Here is an 18,129-nt window from a genome sequence, read left to right on the forward strand (position 1 = left end):
GAATAAATGTGAAAAACACAATTAAACCTTTTGCATTTTTTTAAGTCTTACTGTCCAAAACTAACCTAATTTATGACCAAAATTTATTCATTTCTATTGTTTTTAGCTTTTGTGTATTCGGCAAATGCCCAAAATAATATCGTTATTAAAGGAACAGTGGTTGATATCAATACACAGCTTCCACTTGAACTTGCTACCGTTTATTTTACCACCGTAAAAGATTCTACTATGATTGAATATGCTACGACGGATAAAAACGGAAATTTTATTATCAATACTAAAAAGTTTGACAAACCAGTTTTCTTAAAAGTAAATTACACAGGATACCAAGCTTATTTTGAAGAACAAAAAGGACTTACAGAAAGTAAAGACTTTGGAAAATTGTATATGATTGAAAATGCTAATGTTTTAAACGAGGTAATCGTGAAATCTGAAGCACCGCCAATTACCATTAAAAAAGATACCTTAGAATTTAATGCCCCTTCGTACAAAGTTCGCCCAGATGCGAATGTTGAAACTTTATTGAAACAATTACCTGGATTTGATGTTGATAATTCCGGAAAAATTACGGTGAATGGGCGAGAAGTCAATCAGGTCTTAGTTAACGGAAAAGCATTTTTTGATAAAGATGGTGCTATAGCCATTAAAAATCTTCCTGCAGATATCATTAAAAAAGTTCAGGTTTCTGACTTTAAAACAAAGAAAGAGGAATTGGCTAAACAAGAATCGACTTCAGATTATTCGAGCATTAATATCACTATTGACGAAAAGAAAAATAAAGGATATTTCGGAAAAGTTCTCGGTGGATATGGCTCGGATGAGCATTATGAAAGCAGTTTGATGATGAACTTTTTCAAAAACAAACAAAAAATCAGTGTTTTGGCATCTTCTAATAATATCAATTCGACCGGCTTTTCTATGGATGAGGTTTTTGATAATATGGGAGGCGGAAGAAATGCAAAAGGAGGCCAAGGTGCTAGCAGTGGCGGAAGAGGAATCACACAATCGACTTTGGCTGGTATAAATTATTCTGATGATTGGACGAAAGATTTGGAGTTTACGAGCAGTTACAATTTTACGAATGCGGTAACTAAAAATGATAGTAAATCGAATCAGGTTAGTTTTTTGCCGACAGGAAATATTATAACAGAGGCTGATTCTAAAACCAAAAATGAAAATACGGGGAATAATGCCAATTTTCAACTGGAATACAAAATCAATCCGACAATGCGTCTTGTTGTGGCTCCAAATTTAAATCAGTCCAATTCTACTAATAGTAATTCTTCTTTTACTTCTTCAGTAGATGAAAATGGTGAAGCATTAAACGAAAGTACATCAACTTCTCATACAGAAGGTTCTAATACGAATTTTGCGAACAGCATTAATTTCAATAAAGTATTTGAAAAGAAGTCGCGAAATCTTAGTATTGTTTTTAATAACAATAATTCTAAAAATAACTCGAACGGAATTAATATTTCTGAAACTATTTTCCATCAGGATGGAAAACCGAATGATGAGAGAAATCAGAATGCAAAAAATACTTCTAAAAGTGATACGTATGCGATTGATTTAGAATATACAGAACCAATTACAGATTCGGTTCGAGTGCGTTTTGGAACCGATTTTAACTGGCAAAATTCTATAAATGACCAAAAAACATTCAATTTTGATGAAGATACTGACCAATATTCAGATTTGAATTTATCATTGACAAATTATACAAGTTCAAAACAGAATTCGATTTCTCCAAAAGTTGGGATTACTTTACAGAAAAGTAAATTTACGCTGAATTTAAATTCAAGAACTTCAATTGTAGAGTTTGATAATCATTCTTTTTATTTGAATCAAGCAACCGATTTGAATAAAAGATATATGCTTCCTTATGGAAATGCGCAGCTTCGATACAAATTTAATCGTTCCAAAAACCTGACTTTTAAATATGATTATTCAAATGCGCTTCCGTCAGCAACTCAGTTAATGCCTGTAGCGAATTTAAATAATCCATTAAATAGTGTAATCGGTAATCCAGATTTAAATCCGATTGAAAAAAACAGTGCAGGAATCGACTTTAAAAACTTTGATTTTAGAACGCGTTCGGGATATAGTGTTTACATTAGGGGAGATTATTATAACAATGATGTAGTTTCGACTTCAATTTATGATGATAGCGGAAAAAGAAATACGACTTATGTAAATATTTCAGGAACTTATTCAACATCTATTGGTGGAAACTGGAATCAACAGATTAAAAAAGATGCGCATACTTTGCGTTACGGTTTGCGTTTGAGCGGAAATTATAATTTTGATAAAGGATTCACAAATGCCGAGTTATATAGTGCCAAATCTCTTGTAGTAACACCAAGTGTTTATGCTTCTTACGATTATGGAGAAGTGCTTTCGATTGCGCCATCATACAGTTTGTCGTATAATGAAACACGTTATGAAAACTATTCAAGAGATGCAACTTCAAATGTAATTCACAGAATAAATCTACAAACCACTTCATATTGGCCGGCGAATTTAATTTTTGGAAATGATTTTGGGTACACTTACAATTCAAACATCTCAGACGATTTTAAGAAAGATTTCTTTCTTTGGAATACTAGTTTGTCTTATGGTTTCTTAGATAAAAAATTATATGCAAAAGTAAAAGTGTATGATGTTTTAAATCAGAACCAAAGCGCAACCAGAACTATCTCTGCAACTTCGATTCGGGATGAACAAAATACAGTTTTAAAACGCTATGTAATGTTTTCTCTAGCCTATAAAATTGGAAACTTCGCTGAAAGTAAAAAAGGAGGAAAGGGAAGACAGAGAGGAGAATTCTAGTTTTAGGTTCAAAGCGACAAAGTCACAGAGTTACAGAGTTACAGAGTTACAAAGTCACAAAGTCACAAAGTTACAGAGTTACAGAGTTACAAAGAATAAAAAACGGCAAATCATAAAATGATTTGCCGTTTTTTTATAGTAAAATCTAAAATCTACGATTAATTCTATGATAAACAGTGAAGCGAATAATATCACGGTCGTAAAAATCGACACCACTTGCACGTCTTTGAAAATTCTTTAGATATCCTAATTCCAAACCTAGATTAGGAGTGAAGTGATAACGCAAAGCAACATAAAATCTGTTTTGATCAAAAGTATTTCTTTTGTTGTCTTTGCCGTAATTGAATAAAATTTCATCAGAAATAGTTCCTTTTAAGCTGCTTTGGTCTTTTTCCCAAAGTGTAAAAGTAGATTGCAGACGATATCTAAATCGGTATGCAAAGGAGAATTCGTTCAAAAGACCATTTTTATCTGTTTTTTGAATAAAACGCTCTTCCAGTTGAAAACGATTATGAAAGGTAATTTTAGCAATATCATTAATTAGAGTCAAATCCTGCTGCGATCTATATTCGGGAACAGAATAATCCGGATCTACATTTGGGTTTTGTGTATTGACATTAAAATAAGCAAGTCCAGCACCAAAATCCATTAATTTGTTTGCTCTATAACGAGCTTGAGACCGAATGACAAAAAGATTTTCGTGAATCGGATTGACAAAACTTCGATTGTCAAATTCAGAATGAATAGCCCATTTTTCACTTAAAGGAAAGATGTTATAATACCGAATCCAAGTCAGTGTCTGTTGATCGGTCTTTTTTATATTTTGCGCCAATAAAACGGGACCAAAAATTAATATAAGTATTAATTTGAAAATCTTCATTCAATCAATAAAATTCAGGCTGCGAATATATACAAACAGGAGTATATGATTTGAAATTTGATTTGTTTTTTATTCTGCTTTTTGTTTGATTTTGTGATTGTTTTGGATAACAAAAAAAGTTTTGGCTAAATAGAAGATATGTCTTTTGAGTCTAATGCGATTAAAAGTTCTTTATCTAAGTTCAGGAATAATTCAAGCTGAGGTATTATTTCCATTTCTAAAAAACGAACTTCAGGATTATTTTGATTTTCATTTCTGATGTTATTGGTCAAGTAGTATCGTTTGATAGAAGAACCTGTTTTGGAAGTTAGAATATAGCAGTAAGTATGTGCCCCTGATTTTGTTGTAATGTTTAAAATAGTATTTAACGCTGCGATTTCTTTTTTTCCAAACGGTGTGATTTTATAGAATTTGTTATCAATTTTGTCAAAAAGAAATGTTGTCCTATGCTTGATTTTTAATCTGTAGATGCAATTTAATAAAAAAATTATGCTTACTAAGATTGCAATCATAATTCCATTTTTAGAATCGTAAGCATAAAAATAGATAAGCCCCAAAGTCAAAAAGCAAATTACTAGAAAAGAGTTTAATGGAAGGTTCAATTTTACATACCAATAAGGATCATAAGAAATATGATTTGCTGACGCTGTAAAATTGTAGTAATGTGGCATAGAAATATAAATTGATTTTCACTTTTAAGACTTTATATGTTAGATAGAAAGAAGATTATCAAAGTCTTAATAGTAAATATCATTTCTTTAAATAAAACAAAATGCCACTGTAAGGTTTTAAAATAACAATTTAAGTTTTTTGTATAAAAAAAGATGAGATATGTTTTTAAGCATATCCCATCTTTACTAACCAATTCACTTGTTACTATAGCGAATATTTCAAAGTAATTCCATAGGTTCTTTGATCACCTAAAACTCCAGCATATTGTCCTGCATTTCCACCTGCTGGCAATAACTGCTCATAGTAATCTTTATTTAAAAGGTTACGTCCCCAGAAGTGAACAGATAAACCTTGTGAAGCACGGAAACCTAAACGAGCATTGAAAATAGCATAACCTTGTACCACCAAATATTTAGAAGCAGAAGGGCTTGATGAAAACTCAGAACGAGCATAAGAATCAACAGCTAAGAAAATTTTTCCTGCATTTCCGAAGAATCTCGCACGATCAGAAAGTTCTCCTCCTAATGAACCTGCCCATCTTGAAGCTCCTGGAAGAGCTGTTCCAGAGACATCTTTGAAAGATACTGGCGCTCCAGTTTCTTCTAATGGAAGCGGTGCATTTGTGAATTTTACATATTTACCATCTGTATAGGTTACAGCTCCATTAACAGTTAAATGCTCACTGAATACAAAACTTGCATCTACTTCTACACCTTGTACACGCACTTTATCTGCATTAGCAAGATAACCACGGTTTACACCCAATTCAGCTGCTTGAACATTAGTTTGAAAATCTCTAATATCTGTTTGAAATAATGCTAAATTAAAAATCGAATTTTTGAAAGGAGAAGTTTTTACTCCAACCTCATAATGATACACTTTTTCAGGTTTGATAACAGCAAGTTCCAATAACGGCTGACCTGCAGAGTTTGTAGGAAGCCCCGCAACGTTTACACCAACTGGTTTGTAGCTTTTTGCAAAAGTTCCATAAGCATTGATTTTATCCGAAGCTTTAAAAGTAACTGTGATGTTTCCAGAAAAGTCTGTGTTATCAATTGCCGAATCAAATGCCTGATCAGAATATACTTGTTTTTTCAAAGCCAATAATGCTGGATCTGTTGTTTGTAAACCTCCGTATGTTGTACGAGCATAATGAGCATCTTTTTTATCAAAATTATAGCGTAAACCTGGCAAAACATGCAGACGATCTGTAATAGCCCAGTCAATCTGACCAAATACCGCGGCACTTGAAGCTCTAATGTTAGCATCAGTTTTAATTCCGTATCCTTCAAAAAGACCTGGGGTTTTCCATAATGCACTCGTTGAACTTTGTGCAAATCTCCATTGTGCATTTCCAGATTCTTCGGTTCCATCAGTTTGCGATGTCTGATCGATAAAGAATACTCCGGCAACACCGCTTATTTTTGAAGTAATTTGCCCAGCGTAACGAACCTCTTGTGTAATTTGTGTTTGTCTTGTTGGATTCTGAGATTTAGCTAATACTTGCAATCCTGTAAAATCCCTGTCATTGGATGGATCCCAGTTCCAGAAACGCCATGCAGTTGTAGAAGTTAGTGTTCCGCCTCCAATTTTGGTATCCACATTTAAAGAGAAACCTCCCATATCTTGATTTGATCTCCATGGAGTATCATGGTCAATTTTACGATCAAAAGCATTTAAGCTTGGAAGCTGATAATTTAAATCGGCAATAATGGCATTAAACTGTCTGTAAGCCGCTCTTTGTGTCGGTGCAACACCTGCAATTACTTGAGCATATCCATCGGGACGCTGTGTTGTGATATCAGCAGCAAAAATAACATTTGTATTTACAGTTGGAGTCCAAAGTAATTGTCCTCTAATTCCTTGATTGCTTAAAGTATTTGTAGGTCTTCCTGTTGCAACGTTATCTACTAAACCGTCGCGAGAGGTGCCAGAAAAAGATATTCTACCAGCTACTTTACTTCCTAAAGCTCCAGTAACAGATGCTTTAGCCTGCAGGAAAGAGTAATTTCCGTAGCTAAGTTCAAAATCAGCACCGGAAGTAAAACTTGGTTTACGAGTTGTAATATTAAATGCTCCAGAGGTTGTGTTTTTTCCAAACAAAGAACCTTGCGGACCACGTAAAACCTCAATCTGTTCAACGTCAATAAAGTCTAAAGTAGTGGCAGCCGGACGTGCAAAATAAACACCATCGACATAGAATCCAACTCCAGGATCAATACCGTCGTTGGTTAATCCGAAAGGAGAACCCAAACTTCTAATGTTGATTCCAGTATTTCTTGGGTTTGAAGAATAAAGCTGAACTGAAGGAACTAATTCTTTAATACGATTTACATTAAATGCTCCGGTTTGTTCTGCCTGTTTTCCTGTGATTACAGAAATCGCAATCGGCACATCTTGAACTTTTTCGATTCTTCTTCTGGAAGAAACGACAACTTCGACAAGTTCGTTTTCTTCTTTAAGTGCAACCTGGATTGGATTTACAGGAATTGCAGTCAATTCGATTTCTGTTGTTTTGTATCCAACATATTGAATTAAAAGAGTCAATGGAAGTCTTCCTTCCGAATCGATGATGAATTTACCGCTGTTGTCTGTGATAGCGCTATGAGTAGTTCCTTTAATTACCACGTTTACGGCTTCTAAAGGAATGTTTTCACTTGTTGTAACTACACCTTCAATGTTTTGTGCAAACGAGATAGAGAAGGTTAAAAAAGATAATATTGTAAAGATATTTTTTATAGATGCTTTCATTTTTATATTAAGTATATATGATTAGTAGAGTTTAAAAATAAATTTTTTTAACAGCACATACACATCATACATGAATTGCCAGAAGCAGTTCTGAAAAGCTTAGTTTTATTTTGCAAAAGTTTTGTTACACCCGAGGGATTAAAATGTACTTTCATGAGATAGAATTTATTATTGGTTTGTTAATTATTTTTTGCAAATATATATAATTAATTCTATCGATTTACTAGGGATTAAAAAATATTTTTTTATTTCTTTACTAATGAAGCGATTGTGATACCTTCCATAGCCTTCAAAGTTTTGTCTCTAATTAGCATTAAACCGTGACGCAGACTGCATTCAGACTCGGTTTTACAATCAGAACAAGGCTCATAAAAATTTAAAGAAGCACATGGCAAAAGAGCAATTGCACCGTCAAATAATCGGTGAATTTCTGCCAAAGTGATGTCATTTTTGGATTTAATTAGATAGTATCCGCCAAATTTTCCCTGCTTACTGCTTACAAAACGCCCACGTTTTAGATCCAATAAAATCTGTTCTAAAAACTTTTTAGGAATATTGGCTCCATCAGCAATTTCCACTGTTCTGGAAATGTGATTTTCGTCTTGTTCTGCTAAATAAAGTAAGGCTTTAAGGGCGTATTTTGCTTTATGTGATAACATCTATTAATAAATTGTAAAATGTAAATGTATGATTTTTTAATATTGAAACCTAAACTCGAAGTCTGAAACAAAGAAAATTAGAAACATACTAAATTACCAACTTCCGCTAGAACCTCCTCCAGAGAATCCGCCTCCGCCAAAACCACCGCCGAAGCCTCCGCCTCCGCCAAAACCACCTCCGGATGATCCACCACCGAAACCGCCAAATCCACCTCCGCCACTTCTTCCAAGATTACTTAGAATAATGACATCGAGAAGACTAGGACCACCACCTCCATTGTTACCAGAATTTCCACCACCACCTCTTTTATTTCGAGATAATAAAATCAAAACAATAACTACAATAACAATAAAAGGTAAAATTGGGAAATCTTGTCCTTTGGATTTTTTACGTTCTCCTTTGTATTTTCCTGTAAAAACGTCAAAAAGTGCATCGGCTCCTTTGTCAAGTCCGCGATAATAACTTCCCGCTTTAAATTCTGGAACTATAATATTACGAATTATGGTTCCACCAATACCAGCAGTCAATCTATCTTCTAAACCATATCCAGGATTAATAGCAATTTTTCTTTCATTTTTAGCTAATAAAATAATAACACCATTGTCTTCGTTCTTTTGGCCAAATCCCCAAGTTTGAGCCCATTTTGTAGCCAGTTGGCTTACATCTTCACCTTTTAAGCTTTCGATAGTAATAACTACAATTTGAGTAGAAGTAGAATCAGAATAACGAACTAGCTTTTCTTCTAATTGCGTTTTTTCAGAAGCACTTAAAACATTAGCGTAGTCGTAAACAGAAGTTTGGAAATCAGGTTTTTTCGGGATATCAAATTGTGCAAAAATTGTATTGCAGATAAAAAACGCGACAAACAAAGAGGTTAACTGAAAAATTCTATTGGAATTTGAGATTTTATTTTGAGAATTTTTCATCATTTATCCTTTTGAAATTTCGTTTGATAACTCGTTGATATCATCTTCCTGAGAAGGGAAATATTTTTTTAATTGTTCTCCGGCATTTAAGATACCGTCAACAATGCCTTGTTTAAAGTTTCCAGCTTTAAAATGATTCATCATAATATCTTTGGTACAGTCCCAAAAATCATCAGATACTAAATCATTTATTCCTTTATCGCCACAAATTACAAAGTTTTTATCTTCCACAGCAAAATAAAGCAGTACACCATTTTGCAATTTAGTTTCATCCATTCGTAATTCATGAAAAACTTCTAAAGCTCTATCATAATGAGCTTTAGAAGTTGTTTTTTCTATATGCACTCTAATTTCGCCAGAAGTATTATTTTCAGCCATACGAATAGCTTCAACAATTTCGTGCTCTTCTTCTTTGGTTAAAAAATCTTCTACTTTTGACATGGAAATGATTTTAGAGTTAAGATTGTAGATTTTAGAATTTTACTTCAACTGGTTTATCTGCACCTGTAGAAGCTTCGAAATATGGTTTTTCTTTATATTCGCTTAAGAACCAGTTGTTAGGAATCTTTAAAACATAACCGTTGTACGTTTGTACCGATTCGTTGAAACGAGTTCTAGCCGTTAAAATCTGATTTTCAGTACTCGCTAATTCGTCCTGTAATTTCAAGAAGTTTTCATTAGCTTTTAAAGTTGGATATTGTTCAACAGAAACCAATAATCTTGATAAAGAAGAGCTTACACCGCTTTGAGCCTGATTAAATGCTGCCAATTGCTCAGGAGTTACATTGCTTGGATCAATTGTTACAGAAGTAGCTTTTGCACGTGCTTCGATTACAGCTGTTAAAGTACCTTTTTCAAAGTCAGCAGCACCTTTTACCGTGTTTACTAAGTTCCCAATAAGGTCATTACGTCTTTGGTAAGCCGTTTGAACATTTCCCCATTCTTTGTTTACCGCCTGACTGTGTTGTAAAGCAGTATTTTTAATACCAATCGACCAAAATGCGATAATAGCAATAAGTGCTATAATAATTCCTACAGGGATTAACCACTTTTTCATATTTGTTTTGATTTAAGTTTATTTCAATTTTTAATTACAATTCGTTTTTGATGTCGTTTAATTGTGTTTTTATGGACTCTAATTTACGTATTATTTCGAATTTATCTAACGTTTTCTTTTGTCCTTCTTTTAAGTGTATTTTGGCTCCTTCCAGCGTAAAACCTCTCTCTTTTACAAGATGATAAATCAATTGCAGGTTGGTAATATCTTCGGGTGTGAACATTCTGTTTCCCTTTGCATTTTTTTTGGGTTTTAGAATATCAAATTCACTGTCCCAAAATCGTATCAAAGAAGCATTGACATTAAAAGCTTTGGCCACTTCGCCAATACTGTAATATCTTTTGTCTTTAGAAAGTTCAATATGCATGATTCGTTTTTTACTATTTTACTTCAAAAATACTATTTTTTCGGAATATTAATCTAATGATTGGTTTTCTTGATTTGCCATTTGAGAAATTGCCACATATTCTACAGCCGAAATATTTCCGTAGTAGAAATTAAGCGGGTTTACGACTTTACCATCTTTATGCACTTCATAGTGACAATGTGGCCCCTCGGATCTTCCGGTGCTTCCAACATATCCAATTACATCGCCACGTTTGACTTTTTGTCCAGGTCTGCAGTTGTATTTGCTTAAATGCGCATACAGGCTTTCATATCCAAAACCATGCCTGATCACAATGTGGTTTCCATAGCCGGATGCTGTATTATCTGCTCTTGCTACGACACCGTCTCCAGTAGCATAAATTGGCGCGCCTGTATTGGCTGTAAAATCCATTCCGTTGTGCATTTTTCGCACTTTCGTGAAAGGATCAATTCTGTAGCCAAATCCGGAAGCCACTCTTTTTAAGTTTTCATTCTGAACAGGTTGAATGGCAGGAATCGCTAATAATAAACTTTCTTTCGCTCCAGCTAATTTCAATATTTCATCTAATGATTTTGATTGAATGGCTAATTCTTTTGAAAGTTTATCCACCCTTTTTGTGGTATTTAAAACCAACTGAGAATTATTATAACCTTCTAAAATCTTGTATCTTTCTGGATTTCTAAATCCAGCTTTTCTAATTGAATCAGGAATTTCGGCTTTATTAAAATAGATTCTATAAATATTATTGTCTCGTTCTTCTAATGCGTCTGCCACTTCGTCAATTTCATCCAGTTTTTTATTCAAAATGGCATATTGCAGTTTTAAATTTTCAATCTCACGAGCTTGTAAACGATCTTTTGGAGTTTCAAAATATGGAGTGTTAATTAATAGTACAAAAACTAAAAAACCAAATAAAGCTGAAGCCAGCAAAAACAATAAGGCATAACCAATTTTTATTCTTTTTCTGGTTTTTATTTTCGTATAAGCCAGATTTTCTGAGTCGTAATAATATTTTACTTTCGCCATATTTTAAAATACGCTATTTTTGCTCCCTGTAAAATAAGTTAGTCGAACGAAACGATAAAATGTTTCAGTACATCTACACTTTTTTTGCAAGAATTAATGATTAGATATTGGGGCTATTTTATCATTAGATAATGCGCAAAATAGGCAATTTATTGTTTATAATATAAGTTTTTTGATTTCATTATAAAAAACTTAACGCATCATCAAATGAATAAATTATCTAATGGTCTAATTATCAAAATGGCACATTAAACAGACACATTTTTCTAATTTAAATATGAAATCACAAGACGTACGTAAACAATTTTTAGATTTTTTTGAGAGTAAAGGGCATACTATTGTTCCTTCAGCTCCTATTGTACTTAAAGACGACCCAACCTTAATGTTCAACAACTCGGGAATGGCCCAGTTTAAAGAATTTTTCTTAGGAAACGGAACTCCAAAAAGTCCAAGAATAGCCGATACGCAAAAATGTCTTCGTGTTTCAGGAAAACATAATGACCTTGAAGAGGTTGGTATTGATACCTACCACCACACTATGTTTGAAATGTTAGGAAACTGGTCTTTTGGAGATTATTTCAAAAAAGAAGCAATCAACTGGGCTTGGGAATTATTGACAGAAGTGTATAAAATCCCTAAAGAGAATCTTTATGTTTCTGTTTTTGAAGGAAGTAAAGAGGATAATGTTCCGTTTGACCAGGAAGCTTGGGATATCTGGAAGACATTAATTGATGAAGACCGAATTATTCTTGGAAATAAAAAAGATAATTTCTGGGAAATGGGAGATCAGGGACCATGCGGCCCTTGTTCTGAAATTCACGTTGATTTACGTTCTGCAGAAGAAAAAGCTTTAAAACCAGGCAAAGAAGAAGTAAATAATGATCATCCTCAAGTAGTTGAAATCTGGAATAACGTATTTATGGAATTTAACCGTAAAGCGGATGGTTCATTAGAAAAACTTCCAGCACAGCACGTTGATACCGGAATGGGATTTGAGCGTTTATGCATGGCTTTACAAGGAAAAACATCAAACTATGATACTGATGTTTTCATGCCTTTAATTAGAGAAATCGAAACCATTACCGGAGCAAAATATACCACTAATGATGTAACAGGCATTAGTGAAGAACAAAATAAAATGAATATCGCTATTCGTGTAGTGGCAGATCACGTTCGTGCGGTAGCTTTTGCTATTGCTGACGGTCAGTTGCCTTCTAACACGGGTGCAGGATATGTGATTCGTAGAATTCTACGTCGTGCAATTCGTTACGGATTTACTTTCTTAGGAACAAAAGAGCCGTTTATTTTTAAATTGGTTGAAACACTAAGCGAGCAGATGGGAGATTCTTTCCCAGAAATCAGAACGCAGAAAGCACTTTGTTCGAATGTAATTCGTGAAGAAGAAAATTCATTCCTTAAAACATTAGATCAGGGATTGATTCTTTTGGATGCTGTAATTTTAAATAACAACGGTGATACTGTTGATGGTAAAAAAGCATTTGAATTGTATGATACTTACGGATTTCCAATTGATTTAACCGCTTTGATTCTTTCTGAAAGGGGATTGAAATTGGACGAAGAAGGATTCCAAGAGCAATTACAATTGCAAAAAGAAAGATCTCGAGCAGCGTCTAAAGTAACGGCTGGAGACTGGAATGTACTTGTAGAAGATGACGTTCAGGAATTTATTGGATATGACAGATTATCGCATCAGGTAAAAATCACGAAATACCGTAGAGTTGAAAGTGCAAAAGACGGTGAGATTTTCCAATTGGTTTTCAATGCAACTCCATTTTACGGAGAAAGCGGAGGACAAACAGGAGACAAAGGATATTTAGAAGCTCAAAACGGTGATATCGTTTATATTATCGATACGAAAAAAGAAAATAACCAAACAATACATTTAGCAAAATCGTTGCCTGAAAACCTTACAGGGACTTTTAATGCGGTTGTTGATGCTAATCAGAGAGCTAAAACTTCGTCAAATCACTCGGCTACGCATTTATTACACCAAGGTTTGCGTAAGATTTTAGGAACCCATATTGAGCAAAAGGGGTCGATGGTAAGAAATGCATCTTTACGTTTCGACTTTTCTCATTTCTCTAAAGTAACTGATGAAGAATTGGTAGAAGTAGAAAATTTCGTAAATGCAAGGATTCGTGAGAGTCTGCCATTAATTGAAAAAAGAGGAATTCCAAAAGAGCAGGCTTTGGAAGAAGGAGCAATCGCTTTATTTGGTGAGAAATATGGTGATTTAGTTCGTATGATTAAATTCGGTGATTCTGTCGAATTATGCGGAGGAACACACGTTGCGAATACATCAGATATCTGGCATTTTAAAATCATTTCAGAAGGAGCTGTTGCAGCTGGAATCAGAAGAATTGAAGCCATTACAAGTGAAGCTGCAAAAGAATATTTTGAGTCTCAGGCTGTTTCTTTAAATGAAATTAAGGAAGCTCTTAAAAATGCTCAGGATCCGGTAAAATCAATCTTAGCATTGCAAGATGAAAATGCTCAGTTGAAAAAACAATTAGAAGCTTTATTAAAAGATAAGGCTAAAAATATGAAAGCGGATTTGGCTAAAGAATTACAAGAAATCAACGGCGTTCAATTCTTAGCAAAACAAGTAGATTTAAACCCAGAAGGAGCAAAAGATTTGGCTTACGAATTGGGCGGTTCTTATAACAACTTATTCGTAGTTTTCGCGACAGCTCATGAAGGAAAACCAATGTTGACTTGTTATATTTCTAAAGAAATTGTAGCAGCGAAAAACCTAAACGCAGGACAAGTGGTTCGCGAATTAGGGAAATATATCCAAGGTGGTGGAGGAGGACAGCCTTTCTTCGCAACTGCTGGAGGTAAAAATGTTGATGGAATTGGAGAGGCGCTTGCTAAAGCGGTTGATTTTGTGAAGTAATTAAAGATGCTAAGGTTCTAAGTTACTAAGGGACTAAGTTTTTATAATTCAATTCAAACCCGACAGGTTTTTAAAACCTGTCGGGTTTTTGTATTAATATGATTTGCTTGTAAATGTCTTAAAGTGTTGTTTTTGTGTCTTTTACGAGCTTTTTGTTAAGGCAGAAATCTATCATTTTGCAGTCTAATTTAAAAATTATATTATGAAAAGAAATTTATTTTATTTTTTAGGACTGACTTTAACAATGGTGCTAAATTCTTGTTCAAGTGATGATGCCAAGCAAGAACAACAAAACGTAATTCTACCTAAAACAATTTCTTACCAAGATTTAAGTGATTCAGAAGAAAATTATACTTCTACAATTTCGTATAATGGAGACAAGATTGTAAACAGTACTTCGACAGATGGGACTAAAACGGTTTTTACTTATACAGGTAACGTAATAACCAAAACGGAAGACTTTGAAAATGGTGAGTTGACAGACAAGATTCTTTACACTTATGAAAGTGGAAAATTAAAAGAAAAACTTAATTGTGAAATGATCAGTAAAGATTTTCCAAATGGCAAATACATTACAAAATATGTATATGTACATGATGGTACTAATGTGATTAATTATAAAACTTATAATATTGATCCAACAACCCAAGTAGAAACAGAAAATATTGTTGGGGCTCTTACTTTTCAAGGCCTAAATCTTATTCAAGATATCGAATATACTAATATCTCGAAAGTTTCAAAATCAAGAGACTACAAATATGATGAAAAAAATAATTCTCATTCAAAAGTTTTAGGTTTTGATTTACTGCTGGACCCAAAATATTCACGCAACAATATTTTAGAGTATTCTTATAGCACAAATGGGGCAGTAAATTATATAGTAACATACAGCTATATTTATAATGATAATGGATTTCCTGTTACTCAAAATTATTTAGGAACAGATGGAATTGTAAAAAGGATAGAGACAATCAAATATTAGAAAAGGTTCTTAAGTTTAACAAAAGTCTATCCTAAATTTACATTTTTTTTCGAAAGGTAAATCCGGCAGGTTTTTAAAAACCTGTCGGGTTTTGTATTTGTGGTGATTTCTCATTTTATGTCATTTCGACTGAAAGGAGAAATCACACTCGGAAATCCGCAAAGTAAGTTGCCAATCTGTGTTGATAAACTAGTGCGATTTCTCCTTTCAGTCGAAATGACAGATATTACGTTTGCTGATGATTAAACTTGAAAAACTTAGCATCTTTAAAAAAACTATTTTCTCTCACCAATTTGCTGGCGCCACATAGCATAATAAAGTCCTTTCTCCACAATTAAATCTTCGTGTTTACCTTGTTCGATGATTTTACCTTGTTCTAGAACAAAAATTCTATCCGCATGCATTACAGTTGATAAACGGTGAGCAATTAAAACTGTGATTCTGTTTTTGTCTGAGATATTTCTAATAGTATCATTAATTTCTTCTTCGGTAATAGAATCCAATGCAGAAGTAGCTTCGTCAAAAATCAATAAATTCGGATTTCTAAGAATGGCTCTGGCGATAGACAAGCGCTGTTTTTCTCCGCCCGAAACTTTGATTCCGCCTTCACCGATTGTTGTGTTTAAACCATCTTCGGCACGTCTAAGTAGTTTTTCACAGCTGGCACGTTTTAGCGCATCGTACAAATCTTCATCACTTGCATTTGGTTTAACAAATAATAAATTTTCACGGATTGTTCCTGAGAATAGTTGTGCATCCTGAGTTACGAAACCTAATTGTTTTCTTAAGTCTAATAAATCGATATCAGTAGAATCAATATCATTGTATCGAATTTCTCCTTCGGCAGGAGTGTATAGTCCAACTAATAATTTTACCAAAGTGGTTTTGCCAGAACCAGATGGCCCAACAAATGCGACGGTTTGTCCCTGTTTGATTTCGAAATTAATGTTTTCGACTGCTTTAAACTTAGCAGTTCTATGCTGGAAACTCACATTGGAAAAAAGTAATTTCTGAATAGCTCCAACGTGTTTTGGAGTTTTTGGACGAAACTCTTTCGGAGCATTTAATAAATGTTTGAAATTCTCCATAGAAACTTTCGTTTCATTCAAAGCAATAATGAAGTTTCCTAACTCCTGTAAAGGCCCAAAAATAAAGAAAGTAAAAAATACCATTGTCAATAAATCTCCAACGATAATTTTTCCGCCAAACAAGAAATAATATAAAGCAAAAACAACACAGGTTCTTAAAAAGTGAACGGTTGTTCCCTGAATAAAACTTAAGCTTCTAATGAAACGGATTTTCTCTAATTCTAATTGAAGAATTTTAAAGGTATTCAGATTTAAACGTTTCTCTTCTTGATATGTTAAACCAAGACTTTTTACCAATTCGATATTTCGCAGACTCTCAGTTGTAGAACCTGCCAAAGCATTAGTCTGATTCACAATTTTTCGAGAAACGATTTTAATCTTCTTACCTAAATACAAACTTACCAAAGCAATAATTGGAGCCGTAATTAAAAAGATAATCGAAATTCTGAAATCGATTCGGGCAACATAAACGATTACGAAGATGAAACCGATGATAGTCTGAAAAATTAAAGAAATAGAAAGTGTAATCAGTTTTTCAGAATCTATCCTAACTTTAGTCAGTTTGCTTAAGGTTTCACCGCTTCGTTGGTCTTCAAATTCGGCATAAGGAAGATCCAGAGATTTTTTGATTCCGTCAGTATACATTTGCGCGCCCGTTCTCTGAATAACAACATTGGTAAAGTAATCCTGAAAATTTTTGGTTATTCTGGAAATCATCGCAGCACCAAGCGAAAGACCAAGCCAGAAAGCCAATGATTTTATAAAACCAATTTCGTTGCCTTTATATTTTGCGATTCCGACACCGCAGTCCTGCATTAATTTTCCTGTAATTACAGAGTCTGATAAACTGAAACAAATGTTGATAGTAGCCATTATCAAAGCAAAAAATAGAAGCATTTTATGTTTGACGATGTAAGTATATAATAATTTCATAAGTGATTTAAAAAAATGGAAGATGCAAAAGTAAGGAATTGTTTTAGTTTGTGAAGTTGATTTCTGTTATTAAAAATGTAAATTTTTTATAGATTAATTTAGTATTTTTTTTCTGATTTATTTTTTATTTAAATTTTTTGTAAATAATTATGGGATTATGTTGTTGGAAACTAATTTGTTAAGAAATATTTGGATAGAGAATACTTTTGGATGTGGAATCACGTAAGGTTTTGATTTTGGGTTGTACTAGGTTTGCCACGAATAACAAAAACAAATTTAACCAAATCAAAAATGAAAAAAATTTTATGCCTTTTTGGAGCACTGACTCTATTGTTATCATCTTGTTCAAGTGATGATTCTTCTTCAGATTCTTCAGATCTTGTATTACTTAAAAAAACAGTTATTACAAATTCTGATGGCGAAAAACTGACCATTAATTACAAATATGATGGTAATAAAATAGTAAGTGCCATTGATGATTCAGGAGATACAAATCTATATTACACTTATACAGGAGATTTAATTACTAAAATAGAGTTTAAATACCCTGATGGAACTATCGATCAGATCAATACCTTTTCTTATAATGCAGAAGGTAAATTAACCACTTTTGTAAGAGTAGAACCAAATATGGATTGGGGATATAAAGAAGTTTACACCTACAATGCCGATGGTACCATTTCAGTTAAGTCATATAGAGGAGATAGTAAAACTCAAACTAGTGGTGGTGAAACATCAACTATTAAATTTGTAAATGGTGAAGTTAGTGAAATTTTAGCCATTACGGCTAATCAGCCAGATCACAAATACACATACGACAATAAAAACAATCCTACGAAAAATATATTAGGAATGGATAAAATTGCATTTGTTGATGGAGAAGGAAATGGAGTGAAATTTAACATTTTAACAGATACAGCAGATGGTGATTTATGGACAAACAGTACTTTTACGTACAATGATCAAGGATACCCAACAAAAGAAGTTGATAAAGGATCTGATAGTTTGGGAACTCTTGAGTATTTCTATTAATAATATATC

The 18,129-nt window shown here is 33.5% G+C and carries 14 protein-coding genes; 4 read left to right on the forward strand and 10 right to left on the reverse strand.

Going from position 1 to position 18,129, the window contains the following annotated elements:
• The first annotated feature begins 72 nt into the window (after positions 1–72).
• Positions 73–2,829 (forward strand): outer membrane beta-barrel protein, encoded by a 2,757-nt coding sequence (locus BM289_RS09405; RefSeq protein WP_091492696.1) that lies wholly within the window; start codon positions 73–75, stop codon positions 2,827–2,829.
• 145 nt (positions 2,830–2,974) lie between these two features.
• Here the strand turns inward: BM289_RS09405 and BM289_RS09410 are convergent, their stop codons facing one another.
• From BM289_RS09410 to BM289_RS09450, 9 genes are all read right to left on the reverse strand, one after another.
• Positions 2,975–3,709, reverse strand: a complete 735-nt coding sequence (locus tag BM289_RS09410) for a DUF2490 domain-containing protein (RefSeq protein ID WP_091492697.1) — start codon at positions 3,707–3,709, stop codon at positions 2,975–2,977.
• Positions 3,710–3,834: 125 nt separating this feature from the next.
• The gene (locus BM289_RS09415; RefSeq protein WP_091492699.1) at positions 3,835–4,380 is read right to left on the reverse strand and encodes a hypothetical protein; all 546 of its coding nucleotides are present in this window, start codon (positions 4,378–4,380) and stop codon (positions 3,835–3,837) included.
• A gap of 205 nt (positions 4,381–4,585) precedes the next feature.
• On the reverse strand, positions 4,586–7,132 hold the full coding sequence (locus tag BM289_RS09420) for a TonB-dependent receptor (RefSeq protein WP_091492700.1): 2,547 nt from the start codon (positions 7,130–7,132) through the stop codon (positions 4,586–4,588).
• Between the two features lie 245 nt (positions 7,133–7,377).
• Positions 7,378–7,791 carry an RrF2 family transcriptional regulator gene (locus BM289_RS09425; RefSeq protein ID WP_012023964.1) on the reverse strand — a complete coding sequence of 138 codons (414 nt, stop codon included), beginning with the start codon at positions 7,789–7,791 and terminating at the stop codon, positions 7,378–7,380.
• Between the two features lie 93 nt (positions 7,792–7,884).
• Positions 7,885–8,718 (reverse strand): TPM domain-containing protein, encoded by an 834-nt coding sequence (locus tag BM289_RS09430; protein ID WP_091492871.1) that lies wholly within the window; start codon positions 8,716–8,718, stop codon positions 7,885–7,887.
• A gap of 3 nt (positions 8,719–8,721) precedes the next feature.
• On the reverse strand, positions 8,722–9,159 hold the full coding sequence (locus BM289_RS09435; RefSeq protein WP_091492702.1) for a TPM domain-containing protein: 438 nt from the start codon (positions 9,157–9,159) through the stop codon (positions 8,722–8,724).
• A gap of 31 nt (positions 9,160–9,190) precedes the next feature.
• On the reverse strand, positions 9,191–9,775 hold the full coding sequence (locus BM289_RS09440) for a LemA family protein (protein ID WP_091492703.1): 585 nt from the start codon (positions 9,773–9,775) through the stop codon (positions 9,191–9,193).
• A 34-nt stretch (positions 9,776–9,809) separates the two neighbouring features.
• Positions 9,810–10,142 carry a MerR family transcriptional regulator gene (locus tag BM289_RS09445; protein ID WP_091492704.1) on the reverse strand — a complete coding sequence of 111 codons (333 nt, stop codon included), beginning with the start codon at positions 10,140–10,142 and terminating at the stop codon, positions 9,810–9,812.
• Between the two features lie 48 nt (positions 10,143–10,190).
• Positions 10,191–11,168 carry a M23 family metallopeptidase gene (locus BM289_RS09450; protein ID WP_091492706.1) on the reverse strand — a complete coding sequence of 326 codons (978 nt, stop codon included), beginning with the start codon at positions 11,166–11,168 and terminating at the stop codon, positions 10,191–10,193.
• A 277-nt stretch (positions 11,169–11,445) separates the two neighbouring features.
• Here BM289_RS09450 and alaS point away from each other — a divergent pair, with 277 nt between their 5' ends.
• Entirely contained in the window at positions 11,446–14,085 is a 2,640-nt protein-coding gene (gene alaS, locus BM289_RS09455) for an alanine--tRNA ligase (RefSeq protein ID WP_091492707.1), read from the forward strand.
• 202 nt (positions 14,086–14,287) lie between these two features.
• Positions 14,288–15,067, forward strand: a complete 780-nt coding sequence (locus tag BM289_RS09460) for a hypothetical protein (protein WP_091492709.1) — start codon at positions 14,288–14,290, stop codon at positions 15,065–15,067.
• A gap of 275 nt (positions 15,068–15,342) precedes the next feature.
• On the opposite strand, the gene BM289_RS09465 is transcribed toward BM289_RS09460, so the two are convergent.
• Positions 15,343–17,088 (reverse strand): ABC transporter ATP-binding protein, encoded by a 1,746-nt coding sequence (locus BM289_RS09465; RefSeq protein WP_091492710.1) that lies wholly within the window; start codon positions 17,086–17,088, stop codon positions 15,343–15,345.
• 291 nt (positions 17,089–17,379) lie between these two features.
• On the opposite strand from BM289_RS09465, the gene BM289_RS09470 reads away from it, so the two are divergent.
• Entirely contained in the window at positions 17,380–18,120 is a 741-nt protein-coding gene (locus BM289_RS09470; protein WP_091492712.1) for a hypothetical protein, read from the forward strand.
• The last annotated feature ends 9 nt before the right edge of the window (positions 18,121–18,129 follow it).

Origin of the sequence: Flavobacterium phragmitis (assembly GCF_900112575.1) — a bacterium.
GTDB lineage: Bacteria > Bacteroidota > Bacteroidia > Flavobacteriales > Flavobacteriaceae > Flavobacterium > Flavobacterium phragmitis.

What these genes read in the sequence shown, in the direction of transcription:
- BM289_RS09435 (WP_091492702.1), bottom strand. Translation starts at nt 9,159, where the DNA reads ATGTCAAAAGTAGAAGATTTTTTAACCAAAGAAGAAGAGCACGAAATT.
- alaS (WP_091492707.1), top strand. Translation starts at nt 11,446, where the DNA reads ATGAAATCACAAGACGTACGTAAACAATTTTTAGATTTTTTTGAGAGT.
- BM289_RS09465 (WP_091492710.1), bottom strand. Translation starts at nt 17,088, where the DNA reads ATGAAATTATTATATACTTACATCGTCAAACATAAAATGCTTCTATTT.
- BM289_RS09450 (WP_091492706.1), bottom strand. Translation starts at nt 11,168, where the DNA reads ATGGCGAAAGTAAAATATTATTACGACTCAGAAAATCTGGCTTATACG.
- BM289_RS09460 (WP_091492709.1), top strand. Translation starts at nt 14,288, where the DNA reads ATGAAAAGAAATTTATTTTATTTTTTAGGACTGACTTTAACAATGGTG.
- BM289_RS09415 (WP_091492699.1), bottom strand. Translation starts at nt 4,380, where the DNA reads ATGCCACATTACTACAATTTTACAGCGTCAGCAAATCATATTTCTTAT.
- BM289_RS09420 (WP_091492700.1), bottom strand. Translation starts at nt 7,132, where the DNA reads ATGAAAGCATCTATAAAAAATATCTTTACAATATTATCTTTTTTAACC.
- BM289_RS09445 (WP_091492704.1), bottom strand. Translation starts at nt 10,142, where the DNA reads ATGCATATTGAACTTTCTAAAGACAAAAGATATTACAGTATTGGCGAA.
- BM289_RS09470 (WP_091492712.1), top strand. Translation starts at nt 17,380, where the DNA reads ATGAAAAAAATTTTATGCCTTTTTGGAGCACTGACTCTATTGTTATCA.
- BM289_RS09440 (WP_091492703.1), bottom strand. Translation starts at nt 9,775, where the DNA reads ATGAAAAAGTGGTTAATCCCTGTAGGAATTATTATAGCACTTATTGCT.
- BM289_RS09410 (WP_091492697.1), bottom strand. Translation starts at nt 3,709, where the DNA reads ATGAAGATTTTCAAATTAATACTTATATTAATTTTTGGTCCCGTTTTA.
- BM289_RS09425 (WP_012023964.1), bottom strand. Translation starts at nt 7,791, where the DNA reads ATGTTATCACATAAAGCAAAATACGCCCTTAAAGCCTTACTTTATTTA.
- BM289_RS09405 (WP_091492696.1), top strand. Translation starts at nt 73, where the DNA reads ATGACCAAAATTTATTCATTTCTATTGTTTTTAGCTTTTGTGTATTCG.
- BM289_RS09430 (WP_091492871.1), bottom strand. Translation starts at nt 8,718, where the DNA reads ATGAAAAATTCTCAAAATAAAATCTCAAATTCCAATAGAATTTTTCAG.